3 protein-coding genes are annotated in these 18,254 nt (G+C 71.7%); all 3 read left to right on the top strand.

Translation table 11 applies throughout. The features are described 5' to 3' along the window. Nucleotides 1-78 precede the first annotated feature (78 nt). Genes BS75_RS03680 through BS75_RS03670 form a run of 3 tightly spaced genes read left to right on the top strand, consistent with a single transcriptional unit; the run spans nt 79 to nt 18,223 of the window. On the top strand, nt 79-11,589 hold the full coding sequence (locus BS75_RS03680; protein ID WP_052069146.1) for a non-ribosomal peptide synthetase: 11,511 nt from the start codon (nt 79-81) through the stop codon (nt 11,587-11,589). Beyond that, nucleotides 11,586-17,171, top strand: a complete 5,586-nt coding sequence (locus tag BS75_RS03675; RefSeq protein WP_034087165.1) for a non-ribosomal peptide synthetase/MFS transporter — start codon at nt 11,586-11,588, stop codon at nt 17,169-17,171. The genes BS75_RS03680 and BS75_RS03675 overlap by 4 nt, the downstream gene beginning before the upstream one ends. Further along, nucleotides 17,168-18,223: a TauD/TfdA family dioxygenase gene (locus BS75_RS03670; RefSeq protein ID WP_042438072.1), complete on the top strand. Its 1,056-nt coding sequence runs from the start codon at nt 17,168-17,170 to the stop codon at nt 18,221-18,223. Before BS75_RS03675 ends, BS75_RS03670 begins: the two co-directional genes overlap by 4 nt. Nucleotides 18,224-18,254: the final 31 nt, after the last annotated feature.

Raw genomic sequence — 18,254 nt, 5'->3', positions numbered from 1 at the left:
GAGGCCCCCACCCCCGCTTCAGCACGGCTTTCGCGACAACGCCTCCACCACAGCAGATGTACCGAGGAGCAATCCGCCATGGCATCCACCCCTGATCCCGCCGCGCGGCTCGACCAGTCCCGCGACGGAATCGACGCCTCCATGACCCTGCCGGGCCTCATCTCTGCGCAGGCGGCCAGGACACCGGATGCCGTGGCCCTGATATCGGAGGGTTCCGAGTACACGTACGCGGAGCTGGAAGTCCGTTCGAACCGCCTGGCGCGGTACCTGCGTGCTGCCGGCGTGGGCCCGGAAACACTGGTCGCGGTGCTTCTGCCACGCGGGGCGGACGTGGTGGTGGCACTGGTGGGGACCCTGAAGGCCGGGGCCGCGTACCTGCCTCTCGATCCCGCCCTTCCCGCTGATCGGATCTCGTTCATGGTGCGCGACGCCCGTCCCGCGCTCGTCCTGACGGACGCGGGCTCGATGGACGTCGACCCGGACCTCTCGGACGTCCCCGTGCTCGTCCTGGACTCGCCGGAGGTGGCGGCGGACCTGGCCGCGCAGGACTCGGCACCGCCGGCGGAGACGGACCGTCACGGACTCCTGCTACCGCAACATCCGGCCTATGTGATGTACACGTCGGGTTCGACCGGCCGCCCGAAGGGCGTGATGATGACCGGCGGAGCGCTGGCCAATCTGGTCGCCTGGCACGTCTCCGCACTTCCGGGCGGGGCCGGGGTTCGCACGGCGCAGTTCACGGCTCTTGGATTCGACGTCTCGGCGCAGGAGATCCTCTGCACCCTCGTCGTGGGCGGCACTCTGGTGATCCCGGACGAGCAGACCAGACGCGATCCCGAGCAGTTCGCGCTCTGGCTGGAGAAGCACCGCGTGGCGGAGCTGTTCGCGCCGAACCTGGTACTGGACGCGGTATGCGAGGCAGCGCGACAGGCACGGCTCGAACTCCCCCACCTCAAGGTACTGGCGCAGGCCGGGGAGCCCCTGGCCCTGTCGGCCGCGCTGGCCGCGTTCATCCGGGACCGCCCGGGTCGCAGCCTCCACAACCACTACGGGCCGACGGAGACCCACGTGGTCACCGCGTGCACTCTCCCCGCGGACGTGGACCGGTGGCCGGGCTCCGCGCCGATCGGCCGTCCCATCACGGACATCCGGGTCTTCGTGGCGGACACCAGCCTGACCCCGGTGGCGCCGGGAGCGGTCGGCGAGTTGTATCTGGCCGGGGCCGGATTGGCCCGGGGGTACGTGAACGGTCCCGCTCTCACCAGTGAGCGGTTCGTGGCCTGTCCGTTCGGAGCTCCGGGCGAGCGGATGTACCGCACCGGGGACCTGGTCCGGTGGCTACCTGACGGACAGTTGGAGTACCTCGGGCGGTCCGACGACCAGGTGAAGATCCGCGGCTTCCGGATCGAGCCGGGCGAGATCGAAGCAGTGCTGTCGCGTGATCCCGACGTGGCCCGGGCCGTGGTGATCGCCCGGGAGGACCGGCCCGGCGATCGTCGGCTGGTGGCCTACGTCGTACCCGCAGCCGGCGTGGCGCCGGATGTCCGCCGACTGCGTTCCGCGACCGCCGCCGCCCTGCCGGACTACATGGTGCCCTCGGCCTTCGTGATGATGGACTCCCTGCCGCTCACCCTGAACGGGAAGACCGACAAGCGCGCGCTGCCGATCCCGGACCCCTCCGCACGAGCCGAGCCGGGGCGCAGTCCGCGCACGGCGCGTGAGGAGATCCTCTGCGGCCTGTTCGCCGAGGTCCTGGGGCTCGAACGGGTGGGCGTCGATGACGACTTCTTCGAGCTCGGCGGCCACTCGCTGCTCGCGACCCGCCTGCTCAGCCGCCTGCGCACCGTCCTCGGTACCGAGATCACCCTGCGCGACCTGTTCGCCCGACGGACGGCGGCCGAGCTGGCGATGCTGGTCGACGGCGCCGGCGGCACGACGAGACCGGTGTTGCGCCCTGGTGGGCGTGCCGAACGCCTGCCGCTCTCCCCGGCGCAGCGGCGGATGTGGCTGCTGCATCGGCTGGCGGGAACCAACGCGGCCTACAACCTGCCGCTGGTCGTTCAGCTCACCGGGACCGTGGACGCCGGGCACCTGGCGGCGGCCCTCGGCGATGTCGTGGCTCGACACGAGATCCTGCGCACGGTGTATCCGGAGGTCAACGGCGAGCCGTTCCAACACATCGTGGCCGCTGACGCGTTGCCGGTTCCGTTCACGACACGGACGGTGTCCGCCGAGCAGGTGCCGGCGGCGCTGGCGGAGGCCGCGGGGCACACCTTCGTGCTGGCCGCCGAGTCGCCGATCCGGGCTCTGCTGCTCAGCATTTCAGACCGTGAGCACGTCCTCCTCCTGCTGATGCACCACATCGCCGGCGACGGCTGGTCGATGGACACGCTGCTGCGCGACCTGTCCCGGGCCTGTGCCGCACGCGTCGCGGGCGAGGCGCCGAGTCGGCCCTCGCCGCCGGTCCAGTACGCCGACTACACGCTCTGGCAGCACGAACTGCTCGGCGACCCCGGCGATCCGGACAGTCTCGCGCACCGCCAGCTCGCGTACTGGCGCGGCGCCCTCGCCGGCCTGCCGGGCGAACTCCCGCTGCCGACCGATCGCGCGCGGCCGGCCGTGGCCAGCCACCGCGGTGCCGACGTCCCGGTGCGCGTGGGTGCCGATCTGCATCGAAGGCTCACCGAAGTCGCGCGCGACCGGGGCGTGACGCTCTTCATGGTGTTCCAGGTGGCCGTCTGCGTCCTGCTGAACAAGGTCGGCGCCGGGGAGGACATCCCACTGGGTGTCCCGGTGGCCGGACGCACGCACGAAGGCCTCGACGATCTCGTGGGTTTCTTCGTCAACACCCTGGTCCTCCGAACCGACATGTCCGGCCGTCCCACGTTCGCCCAGCTCCTGGACCGCGTGCGGGAGACCGCCCTCGACGGGTACGCGCACCAGGACATCCCCTTCGACGGAGTCGTCGAGGCACTCGCGCCCGACCGTTCCCTCGCCACCAACCCGCTGTTCCAGGTCATGCTCGCGCTGCAGATCCCCTCGGACACCGAATTCGTCGTGGACGGCCTGCGAGGCACCCACCGAGAGCTTCGGACCGGCACCGCGAAGTGCGACCTGACCTTCGACCTGGCGGAGGAGGCGACCCCGGACGGCGCTCCGGCGGGAGTGCTGGGCGTCCTTGAGTACGCCACCGATCTGTTCGACCGTCCGACCGCCGAGGCGCTGGCGGACCGTCTGGTCCGGGTGCTCGCAGCCCTGGCCGACAATCCCGACGCGGCCGTCGGCGGCTTGGACGTCCTGTCCGCCGCGGAGCGGGCGTTGGTCCTGGACACCTGGAACGACACCGGCCGCGACGTTCCCCGAGGGACGCTCGCCGATCTGTTCGAAGCCCAGGCACGCAGGACGCCCGACGCGGTAGCGCTCGCCTGCGGAGACAGGACCCTGACGTACGCGGCACTCGACCGATCCGCCAACCGGCTCGCCCGCCATCTGGCGGCCCGTGGCGCGATGCCGGAGCGGAACGTCGCCATCGCCGTCCCCCGGTCGATCGACCAGGTCGTGGCGCAGTTGGCCGTCGCCAAGACCGGTGCGGCCTTCCTCTCGGTGGATACCGGCTACCCTGCCGACCGCGTCGCCTTCCTCCTGTCCGACACCGACCCGGTCCTCGTCGTCACCACGTCCACCCTGGTCGCGGCGCTGCCAGTCACGGTCGAGCGACTGGTCGTCCTCGACGACGGCGACACCGCCGCCGAGATCGACGGGCAGCCGGACGCTGCCCCGGTCCGTGCGTCGGGCGTGGGGAACACGGCCTACATCGTCTACACCTCGGGCTCGACGGGACGGCCCAAGGGCGTGCTGGTCCCGAACACCGGACTCGCGAGTCTCGCGGTGTCCCAGATCGCTGCCTTCGGCACCGGTCCGGGCAGCCGCGTGCTCCAGTTCGCCTCGCCGAGCTTCGACGTCGTCATCTCGGAGTTCTGCGTGTCCCTGCTCTCCGGCGCGACGCTCGTCCTCGCGCCGTTCGAGCGCCTGCTCCCGGGACCGCCGCTGGTCGAGCTCGCCGCCGAACAGGGGATCACCCATATCTGCCTGCCGCCGTCCGCACTGTCGTCGATGACGCCGGACGCCGGACCCGGGGCCACCTTCATACTCGGCGGGGAAGCCTGTCCGGCCGAGACCGTCGCCGCCTGGTCACCGGGTCGGCGCCTGGTCAACGCCTACGGCCCCACCGAGACGACCGTCTGCGCCGTCATCGCCGACCTGCAGCCGGGAGCGGGTTCCGGCACCACCGGACCGGCCGCACCGCCGATCGGCCGCCCGATCGCGAACACGCGGGTCCATGTGCTGGACCCGGATCTGAACCCGGTGCCGCCGGGCGTCGTGGGCGAACTCCACCTCGCGGGCGCCGGTCTGGCCCGCGGTTACCACCGGCGCCCGGACCTGACCGCGAGCCGGTTCGTGGCCTGCCCGTTCGGTGAGCCCGGGGAACGGATGTACCGCACCGGCGACCTGGTGCGCTGGCGGCCCGACGGGCAACTCGAGTACCTCGGCCGCGCCGACGAACAGGTCAAGATCCGCGGCTTCCGCATCGAACCCGGCGAGATCGAGGCGGTCCTTGCCGACGACCCCGACGTGGCCCGGGCCGTCGTCATCGTCCGTGAGGACCATCCGGGTGACCCGCGCCTCGTCGCCTACGTGGTTCCCGTTCCGGACGGCCGGCCCTTCGTTCGCGGCCTCCGCGCCCGTGCCGCCGCCGCGCTGCCCGGCTACATGGTGCCCGCTGCCTTCGTGCTCCTGAGCGCCCTGCCCCTGACCGCGAACGGAAAGCTTGACAGGACGGCGCTGCCGGTCCCGGGCATCGACCCGCAAGCCGCGGCGCGGCGCGGTCCGCGCTCGCCTCGCGAAGAGGTGCTGTGCGGGGTGTTCGCGGGGGTGCTCGGCATCGAGTCCGTCGGCATCGACGACGGCTTCTTCGAGTGCGGCGGCCATTCCCTGCTCGCGACCCGGCTCACCAGCCGGATCCGCAGCGCGCTCGGCGTCGAGGTCGGCATCCGCGACCTGTTCGCGCACCCCACCGTCGCCGGGCTGGCCGCAACCCTGGAGCAGAACGGAAGCGCGCGACCCGCGCTCGTCCCGCGAGCGCGTCCCGATCGCCTGCCGCTGTCGCCGGCGCAGCGGCGGCTCTGGTTCCTGGACCGGCTCCAGGGCCCGAGCCCGACCTACAACATCCCGATTGCCTTCCGCCTGTCCGGCGCGGTGGACGGCGGTGTGCTCCGTGCCGCACTCGGCGATGTCGTTGCCCGGCACGAGAGCCTGCGCACAGTGTTCACGGAGGTCGACGGTGAGCCCGTGCAGCGGATCGTGCCGGCCGACGAAGCGCGGTCCGTCCTGTCACTCGCCGAGTCGGCGACGGATGCGCGAACCCTCCCGTCCCTCCTGGAGGATGCCGTCGGCCACTGCTTCGACCTTGCTTCCGAGTTGCCGATCCGCGGGTGGCTGGTGAGCACGGGTTCCAAAGAGCACACGGTGGTCCTGTTGCTGCACCACATCGCCGGCGACGGCTGGTCGCGGGGCGTGCTGCTGCGCGATCTCTCCCAGGCCTACAACGCGCGGCGGGCCGGTGGATCCGCTGGTGGCCGACCGCAGCACCTGCAGTACGCCGACTACGCGCTGTGGCAGCGTGAACTCCTCGGTGACACCGATGACCCGGACAGTGCGGGCCGCCGCCAGCTCGCGTACTGGCACGAAGCACTTGCCGGGCTCCCCGAAGAGCTCGCGCTCCCCACGGACCGGGCCCGACCCGTCGAAGCCGGCCACCGCGGTGACACCGTGCCCGTGCAGGTGAGCGCCGACCTTCACCGAAGGCTGTCACGGCTCGCCAGTGACCGGGACATGACGCTCTTCATGGTGCTCCAGGCCGCGCTCGGTGGCCTGCTGAGCCGGGTCGGGGCCGGAACGGACATCCCGCTGGGGGTTCCGGTGGCGGGCCGCGTGGACGAAGCACTCGACGACGTCGTCGGTCTCTTCGTCAATACCCTGGTCCTGCGGACCGACGTGTCCGGCGACCCCACGTTCGCCCAGCTACTGGACCGGGTCCGTGAGTCCGCGCTGAGCGGGTACGCGCACCAGGACATCCCCTTCGACCTCGTCGTCGAGGAACTGTCCCCGAACCGATCGCTGTCACGCAGCCCGTTGTTCCAGGTGATGCTCGCCCTCGAAAGCGATGCGAACGGCGGACTCGACCTGGACGGCATCGAGAGCCACTCCCTCGACCTGCGGACCGGGACCGCGAAACTGGACCTGACGTTCAGCTTCGCGGAGCAGCGCACCGGCGCCGGCCTCCCGGCGGGCCTGGCGGGGGAGCTCGAATACGCCACCGAGCTGTTCGACCGGTCCACGGCCGAGACGCTCGTGGCCCGCTTGATCCTGGTGCTCGAAGCCGCTGCAGACGATCCCCACACGGCTGTCGGGGGGATCGACGTTCTGCTCGGGCCCGAACGGGACCTGCTGCACGCCTGGGGTGAGCCGCCCGCACCGGACTCCGTTCCGACGGTGCCGGAGTCGTTCGCGGCCCACGCCGCCCGGACACCCGACGCGGTGGCCCTGGTCGCCGACGACGTGGAGCTCAGTTACCGGGACCTCGACGCGCGGGCCAACCAGCTCGCTCGGGTGCTCATCGCAGCGGGTGTCGGTCCCGAGTCGGTGGTGGCGCTGATGCTGCCCCGCGGGGCCGACGTGCTCGTCGGGCTCCTGGGCGTCCACAAGGCGGGCGGCGCGTTTCTGGCCGTCGACGTCGACCTGCCCGCCGAGCGGATCGCTTCGATGCTGGCGGACGCCCCGCCGCAGTGCGTCGTCACGTCGGCGGCGCACGAGCCGTCGGCCCGCTCGGCCGGAGTGCCGACGGTGGTCCTCGACGGACCGGACGCCGCAGCACAGTGGGCGGACGCGGACGGCTCGCCGGTGTCGGACACGGAGCGGCGGCGTCCGCTGTCGCCGGCCAATGCGGCGTACGTGGTGTTCACCTCGGGGTCGACGGGCCGACCGAAAGGCGTCGTGGTGACCCACGCGGCGTTCGCGAACACCGTGGGAGCGCTGAGCCGGTTCGGCGTCGGGCCCGCTTCACGAGTCGCGCAGTTCGCGTCGGTGGGGTTCGACAACTTCTGTCTGGAGTGGGCCCTGGCGTTCGCCTACGGTGCGACGTTGACCGTGGTGCCGTCGGAGCGCCGGCTCGGAGCCGCGCTCTCGGGTTTCCTGGCCGAGCAGCGGGTGACCCACGCCTCGCTGCCGCCGGTGGTGTTGGCGGGACTGGACCCCGCGTCGGTGTCGTCCGACGTGGTGATCGAAGTGGGCGGCGAGGTGTGCCCGCCGGACCTGGTCCGCGCATGGGCGGGGCCGGACCGGGTGCTGTTCAACACCTACGGGCCGACCGAGACCACGATCGACGCCACGGTGTGGCGGGGTGATGCCGCGTCACGATCGGTGCCCATCGGCACTCCGATCGCCGGTGCGCGGGCGTACGTCCTCGACGACGCGATGCGGCCGGTACCGATCGGGGTGCCCGGCGAGCTCCACGTCGCCGGTGCGGGCGTGGCCCGAGGATATGCGGGGCAGCCCGCCCTGACGGCGGAGCGGTTCGTCGCGTGCCCCTTCGGCGACGCCGGCGGGCGGATGTACCGCACCGGAGACCTGGTGCGGTGGACTGCGCCGGGGGAACTCGAATTCCTCGGACGCGTCGACGCGCAGGTGAAGATCCGGGGTTTCCGGATCGAACCGGCGGAGATCGAGTCGGTGCTCGCGGGTTGTCCCGGGGTCGACCGGGCCACGGTGGACGTCCGCGAGGACGCCGTCGGCGAAAAGCGTCTGGTGGCGTATGTCGTTCCGGTGGCCGGCGGAGGAGCCGCTCCGCTGCGGAAGCCGGTGATCCGCGACTTCGCGGCCGACCGGCTGCCCGCCTACATGGTGCCGTCGGCGTTCGTGCTCCTGGACGCCCTGCCGCTCACCGCGAACGGGAAGATCGACAGGAAGGCGCTGCCGGATCCGGATCTCAATGCGGAGGCCGGGTCGGGGCGCGGACGGCGTTCGGCCCGTGAGGAGATCCTGTGCGGACTGTTCGCGCGGGTACTCGGCTTGGAGCAGGTCGGCGTCGAGGACGATTTCTTCGCACTGGGTGGACACTCGCTGCTGGCCACCAGGCTGGTCAGCCGGATCCGCACGGTTCTGGGCGTCGAGGTCGGCATCCGCGACCTGTTCAGCAGGCCCACCGTGGCCGGGCTCGTCGAGGCCGTCGATGACATGTGCGGCGCGACGCGGTCGGCGATGCGCCCCGTTGAGCGTCCCGAACGAGTGCCGCTCTCCGCAGGACAGCGGAGGCTCTGGTTCCTGGACAAGCTGGAGGGGCCCGGCCCCACCTACAACATCCCCACGGCGTTCCGCTTGACCGGCGCCGTCGACGCGACCGCGCTACAGGCTGCCCTCACCGACGTGGTCACCCGGCACGAGAGCCTGCGCACGGTGTTCCCGGAGGTCGACGGCGAACCCGTCCAGCTGATCCTCCGCCCCGACCGGGCCGGGGCGCCGATCACCTTCGCCCGCACGGACGAGGGGACCCTGCCCACCGTCCTGGAAGCCGCCGCCGGGTACCCGTTCGACCTCGCGTCCGAGCCACCGGTCCGGGCCTGGCTGTTCAGCCTCGGCGCCGAGGAGCACGTGCTGCTCCTGCTGATCCATCACATCGCCGGCGACGGCTGGTCGATGGAACCATTGCTCCGCGACCTGTCGCAGGCCTACGGCGCACGACGGTCCGGAGACGCACCGGACTGGCAGGAGCTCCCGGGACAGTACGCCGACTACACGCTGTGGCAGCAGGAACTCCTCGGCGACGCAGGCGACCCGGAAAGCCTGGCCCACCGCCAACTCGCCCACTGGCGCGAAACACTCGAAGCACTGCCTCCGGAACTGGCGCTGCCCTACGACCGGGGCCGTCCGGACATCGCGAGCCACCGGGGCGGACAGCAGCCGTTCCGGCTGGACGCGGAACTCCACGCGGACCTCCGGCGCACGGCGCGGAACAACGACGCGACCCTCTTCATGGTGGTCCAGGCGGCGCTCGCCGTGGTGCTGTCCAAATCGGGCTGCGGAGAGGACATTCCGCTGGGGACCGCAGTGGCGGGCCGCATGGACGAGGCCCTCGACGACAGCGTCGGCTTCTTCGTCAACACTCTGGTCCTGCGGACCGACGTGTCCGGCGACCCCACCTTCACCCAGCTTCTCGCCAGGGCGCGGGAAACCGCCTTGGACGCCTATGCCCACCAGGACATCCCCTTCGACCGGATCGTCGACGAAGTCGCCACGGACCGGTCGCTGTCCAGGTCCCCGCTCTTCCAGGTCTCACTCACCCTGGACGACGCCACGCGGCAGGTCCCGGACCTGACGGGCCTGGAGGTCGAACCGGTTCCGGTCGCGCTCCAGCGGGCCAAGTTCGACCTCACCTTCTCGCTGACGGAGCGGTACGAGTCGGGGCGTCCGGCCGGTCTGGACGGCGTCCTGGAGTTCGCCACGGACGTGTTCGACTCCGGAACGGCCGGGTGCCTCGCGGACCGGCTGGCCCGCGTCCTCCGGGCGGCCGCCTCGGAGCAGGGGACCCCGGTCTCGCTGATCGACGTGCTCACGGACGGGGAACGAGCGCTGATGCTCGGGGCGCGGGGCGATTCAGCACCGGCGGTGGCACGCGCCACCATTCCCGAACTGTTCGCCGTGCAGGTGGCACTCCGTCCGGATGCGACGGCGCTCGTATCCGGCGGGGTGGAGGTCGGTTTCGCCGAACTCGACGCCCGCGCCGACGCGCTGGCGAGGGTCCTGGGCGAGCACGGTGTCGGGCACGAGGACATCGTCGCGCTCGCGCTTCCGCGCTCGATCGAGCTGGTGGTCGCGGAGCTGGCCGTGCTCAAGGCCGGTGCGGCGTACCTGCCGGTCGACCCGTCCTATCCGGCGGAACGGATCGCCTTCATGCTCACCGACGCGGCCCCGGTGCTGCTGGTGAGCGGGAGCCCGGTCCCGGGCGCCATGGCGGACGCCGGCGTTCCGGTGCTGCTCCTGGACGCGCTCGACGACGCGCCTCCCACCCCACCGCCGACCTCCGCTCGGGAGGTGCCCGAAGGGCCGGGGCCGTCCGCCGACGGCCGGGCGTACGTCATCTACACCTCGGGGTCGACCGGGCGTCCCAAGGGGGTGGCGGTGACGCACACCGGTGTCGCCGCGCTGGCGGCCACCCATGCCGAGCGGCTCGGGTGCGGTCCCGGTTCGCGGGTGCTGCTGTTCGCCTCGCCGAGTTTCGACTCATCGGTCTGCGAGACCTGGATCTCCCTGTGCGCGGGGGCGGCGCTGGTCGTGGTCCCGGCCGAGCGTCTGGCCGTGGGACCGGAACTGGTCGCGACCGCGGCGGAGTTCGGGGTGACCCAGGTGACCCTGCCGTCGGCGGCGCTGGCGGTCCTCCCCGACGGATCCCTGCCCGCTGTCAGCACACTGCTGGTCGCGGGTGAGGCCTGCCCACCGGACGTCGTGGAGCGCTGGTCGGTTGGACGGATCATGGTCAACGCCTACGGCCCGACCGAGTCGACGGTCTGCGCGACCATGAGCGGTGCCCTGATCGCTGACGGCAAGGCCCCGCCGATCGGCAGGTTCGTCGCCGACACCCGTGGGTTCGTCCTCGACTCCCGACTCCGGCCGGTGCCGCCGGGGGTGGCCGGGGAGCTGTATCTGGCCGGCCCCGGACTGGCCCGGGGATACCTCGGCGAACCAGGGATGACCGCCGAACGGTTCGTGGCGTGTCCGTTCGGCGAGCCGGGTGAGCGCATGTACCGCACCGGAGACCTGGCCCGATGGCGCCCGGACGGGCAGCTGGACTTCGCCGGACGGGCCGACGAGCAGATCAAGATCCGCGGGTTCCGCGTCGAGCCCGGCGAGATCGAGGCCGCGCTCGACGCCCGATCCGATATCGCCCGGTCCGCGGTCGTCGTGCGTGAGGACAGCCCCGGAGTCCGCCGACTGGTCGCCTACCTGGTCTCCGCCGAGGACGGCGTGGCCGGCGTGGACGTGCGGCAGGTCCGGGCCGATCTCACGGCGTTGCTGCCGGACTACATGGTGCCCTCCGCGTTCGTGGTCCTCGACGCCCTTCCGCTGACCCCGAACGGGAAGACCGACAGGCGGGCGCTGCCGGTGCCCGGCCGTGCGGCGGACGCCGGGGTCCACGTCCCGCCCAGATCGGAGGCCGAGGACCTGGTCGCGCGGGTCTGGGGCGAGGTGCTCGGCACCGACCGGGTCGGCGTCTTCGACGACTTCTTCGCGTGCGGGGGCAACTCCCTCCTCGCCGCGAGGCTCGTCGCAGGACTGCGCGAATACCTGGACCTGGACGTTCCGGTCCGCACGGTGTTCGCCCACCGCACCGTGGCCGCCCTCGCCGACGCAGTCGAGGTGCTGCTGATCGCCGAGGTCGACGGCCTCACCGACGAGGAGGCCCGCGGACTGGTCGAGGACCTTCCCGCGGCAGACCCGTCCGGAATCCCGACTCATGGAAGGCACGAAGAGCGATGACTGACCTGTCGAGTCGGACAGCGACCCTGTCCGACGACAAGCGAGCCGTCCTGGCGCAACGGCTCCGGGGGCGCGCGGTACCCGCGAGGTCCGTCGTCGCGCGCCCGGCGGATGGCGTCGTCCCCCTGTCGAGCGGACAGGAGCGCATGTGGTTCACGGAGCAACTCACCCCGGGAACCGCTGCCTACGTGCTTGCATTCGCCTGGCGGATCAAGGGCAACCTCGACGCATCGTCCGTGGAGTCGGCCTTGACCGGGCTCGCGACGCGGCACGAGAGCCTCCGGATGAGGTTCCCGGCGACGGCCGACGGCCGTCCGGAGCTCGTGATCGACGACGTCTCCCCGGCTCGGCTGCGGCTCGTGGACCTGGCCGACGGCGCCGGACCGACCGAGGAGCGGATGGCGGAGGCGCGCCGCGTGCTGGCCGAGGTCACGGATCGTGGCTTCGACCTCGACACCGGACCGCTGTTCCGATCCGCGCTGGCCCGCCTCGACCACGACGACCACGTGCTGGTGTTCGCCATGCACCACATCATCGGCGACGGCCAGACGCTGCTGATCATCCAGGACGAACTCCGCGCCCTGCTCGACGCCGCGCGCAGCGGCACCCCGGCGGACCTGACGGCGCTTCCGGTCCAATTCGGGGACTTCGCGATCTGGGAGCGGGACCGGCTGGCCGGTGCGGCCGCAGGTCCCGACATCGGGTACTGGCGCGCCCAACTGGCCGGCGTGCCCAACCTCGATCTCCCGTGCGACCGTCCGCGTCCCGCCGAGCAGCGCTTCGACGGCGCAGCCCACCTCTTCTCCTGGGACCGCGGGCTGGCCGAGGCGCTGGACGAACTCGGCCGTACTCACGGCGCGACGCTCTACACGACCCTGATGGCCGGGTTCCAGGCCCTGCTCGCCCGGGTCTGCGGCCAGGACGACTTCGCCGTCGGGTCGCCCGTCGCCGGTCGGCCGTACCGCGAGCTCGAAGGAGTCGTCGGTTCCTTCGTCAACATGCTGGCCCTGCGGGCCCGGGTCGCTGACGACCCGAGTTTCGGCGCCCTGCTGTCCCGGACGCAGGAGACCGCGCTGGACGCGTTCGCGCACCAGAACCTCCCGTTCGACCGGGTCGTCGCCGAACTCGGCGGCGCACGCGACGCGAGCCGTTCCGCGGTGTTCCAGACGACGTTCGCCCTGGACAACCTCTCCGGATCCGCCAGCGCGGGCACCGTGCGATCGGTGCGGGAGCTCGCCATCGAGCCCTTCGAGGTCGGCGGCGAGAGTACCCAGTTCGATCTCGCGGCCTACATGAGTCGGACGCCGGACGGCCTGACCGGTTTCATCACCTATCGCACCGACCTGTTCGCCGCCTCGACGGTCGAGCGTCTCGCGATGGCCTGGGAAGCCATGATGCGCGCCGCAGTGGCCGAGCCCGACCTGAGGCTGTCCGAGCTGCCGATGTTGGCGCCCGCGGACGCCGACCTGATCCTCGGCCCGTGGTCCGGGCAGTCCGTCGGGAAGCCGACCCACGCGACGCTGGACCGACTCATCCGGGCCCGTGCGGCGATCGCGCCGGACGACCCCGCGCTCGTCCTCGGAACCGAGTCGTTGACCCATGGAGAGCTGGACCGCCGGGCCACCGGGATGGCCCGGCGGCTGCGCGCGCTCGGAGTCGGCCCCGACACCCTGGTGGCGATCGGCCTGGAGCAGTCCTTGGAACTGGCGGTCGCGGTCCTGGGCGTACTCAAGGCAGGAGGCGCGTACCTGCCGCTGGACCTGGAGCAGCCGCGGGACCGCCTTGAGTACGTGCTCTCCGACTCCGGCACCGCGGTGCTGGTCACCGACTCCGCGAACCGCTCGAAGGTCCCCGGCTTCGCCGGGACGGTCCTCGCGATCGACGTCGAGCGCGAGTCCGTGGCCGAGGAGCGCGACGCGGAGCTGGCGCCGGTCGCGTCCGCGGGTGACCTGGCGTACGTCATCTACACCTCGGGAACGACGGGCCGGCCCAAGGGCGTCGCCGTCGAACACCGCCGGATCGTGGCCTACCTCGATGAGATCAAGGAGGTGCTGCGGATCGAACCGGGAGGGCGTTACGGCCTCCTGCAGTCACTGTCCTTCGACTTCAGCATGCTGATGTTCTACCTGCCGCTGACCACGGGCGGCTGCCTGCACCTGCTCCCGCGCCGGTCATCCGGAACCGAACTGGCCGAGGCCGTGGAACGCATCGGCCTGGACTACCTGAAGATGACGCCGTCCCACCTGACCTCGCTCGGCGTCGAGGTGGACCCGCGGAGCCTGCTGCCGCGCCGTGCGCTGATCCTCGCCGGCGAGGCATCACCCGCGCAGTGGGCGCGGGGACTGGCGGCCGAGGGCCGGTGCGCGGTGTTCAACAGTTACGGCCCGACCGAGACGGTCGTGGCCGTCACGGTGCACGAGGTCGTTCCGGACGGCGCCGACAGCAGTGTGACGGTGCCGATCGGGAAGCCGCTGCCCGACGTCCGGGTGCGGGTCCTGGACGACCGGCTGCGGCCGGTTCCTCCAGGGATCGTGGGAGAGCTCTACATAGGCGGGGACACGCTGGCCCGTGGCTACCTGGGCAGACCGGGCCTGACCTCGGAACGCTTCGTCGCCGACCCCTTCGGCCCGACGGGAGGCCGCCTCTACCGCACCGGAGACCTGGTGCGCTGGCTGCCCGACGGGGTACTGGAGTTCCGGGGCCGCCGTGACCACCAGGTGAAGATTCGCGGGTACCGCGTCGAACTGGCGGAGATCGAGCTCGCGTTGGCCGAGCTCGCCGAGGTCGGGCAGGCCGTCGTCGAGCTGCGCGGCCACGCGGGGAACGAGCGACTGGTCGCCTACCTGGAACGGACGGAGGGCCGCGCCGACGTGGCCGCCGCCGATCTGCGCAGCCACCTTCTCGGCAGTCTGCCGGAATACATGGTGCCCGCGAGGTTCGTCTGGATGGAGGCGTTCCCGCTCCAGGCGCACGGAAAGGTCGACCGCCGGGCCCTGCCCGATCCGGACGCGGAGCGGCCCGAGCAGGAGACCGGGTTCCGGGAGCCGGCGACGGACACCGAGCGGGCCGTCGCGACCGTCTGGTGCGAGGTGCTGGAGCTCGACCGGGTCGGCGCCGAGGACGACTTCTTCGCCCTGGGCGGGCACTCCTTGCTGGCCACGCAGGTGGTGGCCCGGATCCGCCGCGCGTTCCCGGAGATCGGCGGCCGGATCCGGGTGGTCGACGTCTTCAAGCACCCGACGGTGGCCAAGATCGCCGCACTCCTCGCGGACGGGGGCGGCGGGGGAGACGGGAGCGGTGGTGCGGCGCGTCGTCGGCTGCTCCAGGAGCTCACGGCGGTGATTGCGGACGAGCAGCGGCAGGCCACCTTCGTGTGCCTGCCGCACGGCGGTGCGAACGCGGTCGTGTACCAGCCGCTCGCCGATGCCCTTCCGCCCGGCTACAGCCTCTACTCGGTGGCAGTACCCGGACACGAGGCCGGGGTGATCGAGGAGCAGCTGCCCATCGGCGAACTCGCCGACCTGTGCGTGGCCGAGATCCTCGCTGCGGTGCGGGGGCCGCTGGTCCTGTACGGGCACTGCGGACCCGGCGGCGCGCTGGCCGTGGCCATCGCCCAGCGGCTGACCACCGCCGGCCGTGACCTGTCGGCTCTGTACCTCGGCGGTGTCTTCCCCGCGGCGCGGCTGCCGGGGCGGATGTCCGGGTTCAACCGGATCTTTGACTTCCTGGAGCGGATCGGCGGCGATCGCGCCGAAGCCGTCGGGCTGCAGGGGCTCGGGGCGGATGTCTCAGGGCTCGAAGAGGAAGAGCTCCTGGCGGTCGTCCAGGCGATGCGCCGGGACGGCCAGCTGAGCTTCGACTACTTCACGGAGCTGTTCCGGGGGAGCCCCGTGCGGATCGGGGCGCCCGTCATCTCCGTGGTCGGCGAACTCGATCCCGCGACCGAGTTCCATCAGGAGCGATTCCGGGAGTGGGGCTTCCTCGGCGACACCACCGAGCTGGTGACGATCAGGGAAGCGGGGCACTTCTTCCCCAAGTACCGTGCCGAGGAGCTCGCCCAGATCATCACCACGGTCCATCCCGCCATCGCTTCCGGCGATCGCGCGGAGCTGACCTGCGCCGGGCGCGGTGCCGACTGGTCGCTGCACGACGGGGCCGGGGCTGCGCGGCAGCCCGAGCCGACGGCCGCCGACACTGCGACTCCCTCGAAGTCCGCCGCGTCGTCCGATGGTCCCCGGCCCAGCCTGGGACGGTTCGCGGCCGTCGCCCTCGGACAGCTGGTCTCGATCACCGGCTCCGCGCTGACCGAGTTCGCCCTCCCGATCTGGATCTTCCGCACCACCGGTTCGGTGACGAAGTTCAGCCTGATCGCCCTGTTCGCGCTGGCCCCCGGCATCCTCGTCGCGCCGCTGGCCGGGGCGGTCGTCGACCGCCTGGACCGTCGCCGGGTCATGATGGCGGGCGATCTCGCCTGCGGTGGGATCCAAGCGGTACTGCTGGCGCTGGTCTGGTCCGGATCACTGCGGATGTGGCACGTCTACGTCCTGATCTGCGCGTTGTCGACAGCGTTGACGTTCCAGCGCATCGCCTATGACGCGGCGATTCCGCAACTGGCGCCCAAGCGCTATCTCGGGCACGCGAACGGCATGGTCCAGCTCTCCAACGGGACGGCCCAGTTCCTCGTGCCGATGGTGGCCGCCGGACTGCTGGTCGGGATCGGTCTGCGCGGGATCCTGGTGTTCGACGTCGCGAGCTATCTCGTGGCCGTCGCGGTGATCGCCGCGGTGCGGTTCCCGGCGACGATGGGTGGCCACCGCCGGGAGTCGATGGCCGCGGAGATCGCCGAGGGCTTCCGGTTCGTCCTGGGGCGGAGTGCCTTCCGCGGCCTGCTGATCCTGCTCGCGGCGGTCGGGATGTTCCTCATCCCGCTGACCGTGATGGTCGGCCCGCTCGTCCTGTCCTTCTCGTCGCTGCCGGCGACCGCCGCCGTCCTCGTCGCGGGCGGCGCGGGCGCGGTCGGCGGCGGCCTGGCCATGGCCGTGTGGGGCGGCCCGCGCCGGCGCCGGATGGTCGGGATCAGGGTCCTGACCGTGCTGATGGGCCTGTCGGCGCTGGTCGCGGGGCTCCGGCCGAACGCCGCCGAGGTCGCTGTCGGCGCTTTCGGGCTCCTGTTCTGCCTGGTACTCGTCAACGGGATCATCACCACCATCGTCCAGACCAAGGTCCCGCAGCGCTTCCAGGGCCGGGTCTTCGCGGTCAACACCATGGCCGCCAACGCCACCCTGCCGATCGGCCTCGGACTGCTCGTCCCCCTGGGGACGAGGCTGCTGGATCCGTTGGTGGCCCCGCACGGGGTACTCGCCGCAAGCGTCGGCGCGGTGATCGGGACCGGCCCCGGCCGAGGGCTCGGCCTGCTGTACATGGTCTGCGGACTGATCTCGCTGGTGATCGTCGGCCTGGCCGGCCGGTTCCGGGCGGTCGCCCGCTTCGACGACGACCTGCCGGACGCGTTGCCTGACGACGTCGTCGGCCTCGCAGCCCTCGGGCGTGGAGCACGACTCGGATCGGAGAGGAACTCATGAGCACGACATCGACGGCACCGCAGTGGATCGCCACCCCCGGAAAGCCCGTCACCGCGCATGTCCCTGAGATGTGCCTGGGGCAGGCCCGCGCATGGCTCGTGGACCATCGTGACGAGATCCGCCGGGGCCTGGACGAGCACGGAGCGCTGTATCTGCGCGGACTGCCGGTCCGCAGCGTCGAGGACTTCGCCGCCGTCCGCGACACGGTCGTGACCGAGGCCGCGTCCTACAAGGAGAAGGCGACGCCCCGCAGCCACTTCGGCTCCGATGTCTTCTCCTCGACCGATCTCCCGCCACAGCAGTCCATCCGGCCGCACAACGAGAACAGCTACGCCCTGGAGTTCCCGGGTCTCCTGGTGTTCGGGTGCCTGATTGCGCCGGACGAGGGCGGGGCCACGCCGGTCACCGATGTCCGCAAGGTCCTGAGGAACATCCCCGCCCCGCTGGCCGACCGCTTCCGCGAGCACGGCTGGGGGCTGGTGCGCAACTACGGCGAGCATCTCGGCCTGTCGTGGCAGACGGCGTTCGGCACCGAGGACCGGGCGGCCGTCGCGGAGTACTGCCGCAGGAACCTGACCGCGCACGAGTGGTGCGCCGACGGACACCTCCGGACCGTCCAGCGCCGGACCGCGACGATCCGGCACCCGCGCACGGGAGCGGAGGTCTGGTTCAACCACATGGTCTTCTGGAACGAATGGTCCCTCGACCCCGACGTCCGCGAAGTCCTGGCCGAGGACTTCGGCGCGGAGAACCTGCCGTTCGGCACCTCGTGCGGCGACGGTACTCCCGTCACGCGCGAGGACATCGCGACGATCGACGCGGCGTACCGCGACGCGACGGTCCGGGAGAGCTGGCGGCCGGGCGACGTGATGATCGTCGACAACATCCTGACGGCCCACGGCCGCGAGCCGTACCGGGGCTCCCGGAAGATCGTCGTGGCCATGGGCGATCCGGTTTCGCTCGACGACTGTGCCCCGAGCGCCGCCGCGCTCGCCGGCTTCGCAGCAGGCGTCAAGCGCCGACGCACGTCGAGGTGGCGCCGGGGTTCCTGAACGGGGCGCCCGTGGGCCGAAGGCCCGTCTG

Origin of the sequence: Streptacidiphilus albus JL83 (assembly GCF_000744705.1) — a bacterium.
Classification (GTDB): Bacteria; Actinomycetota; Actinomycetes; order Streptomycetales; family Streptomycetaceae; genus Streptacidiphilus; species Streptacidiphilus albus.
The sequence above is the reverse complement of the archived record's forward strand: the minus strand, read 5'-3'. Positions and strand labels throughout refer to the sequence as shown.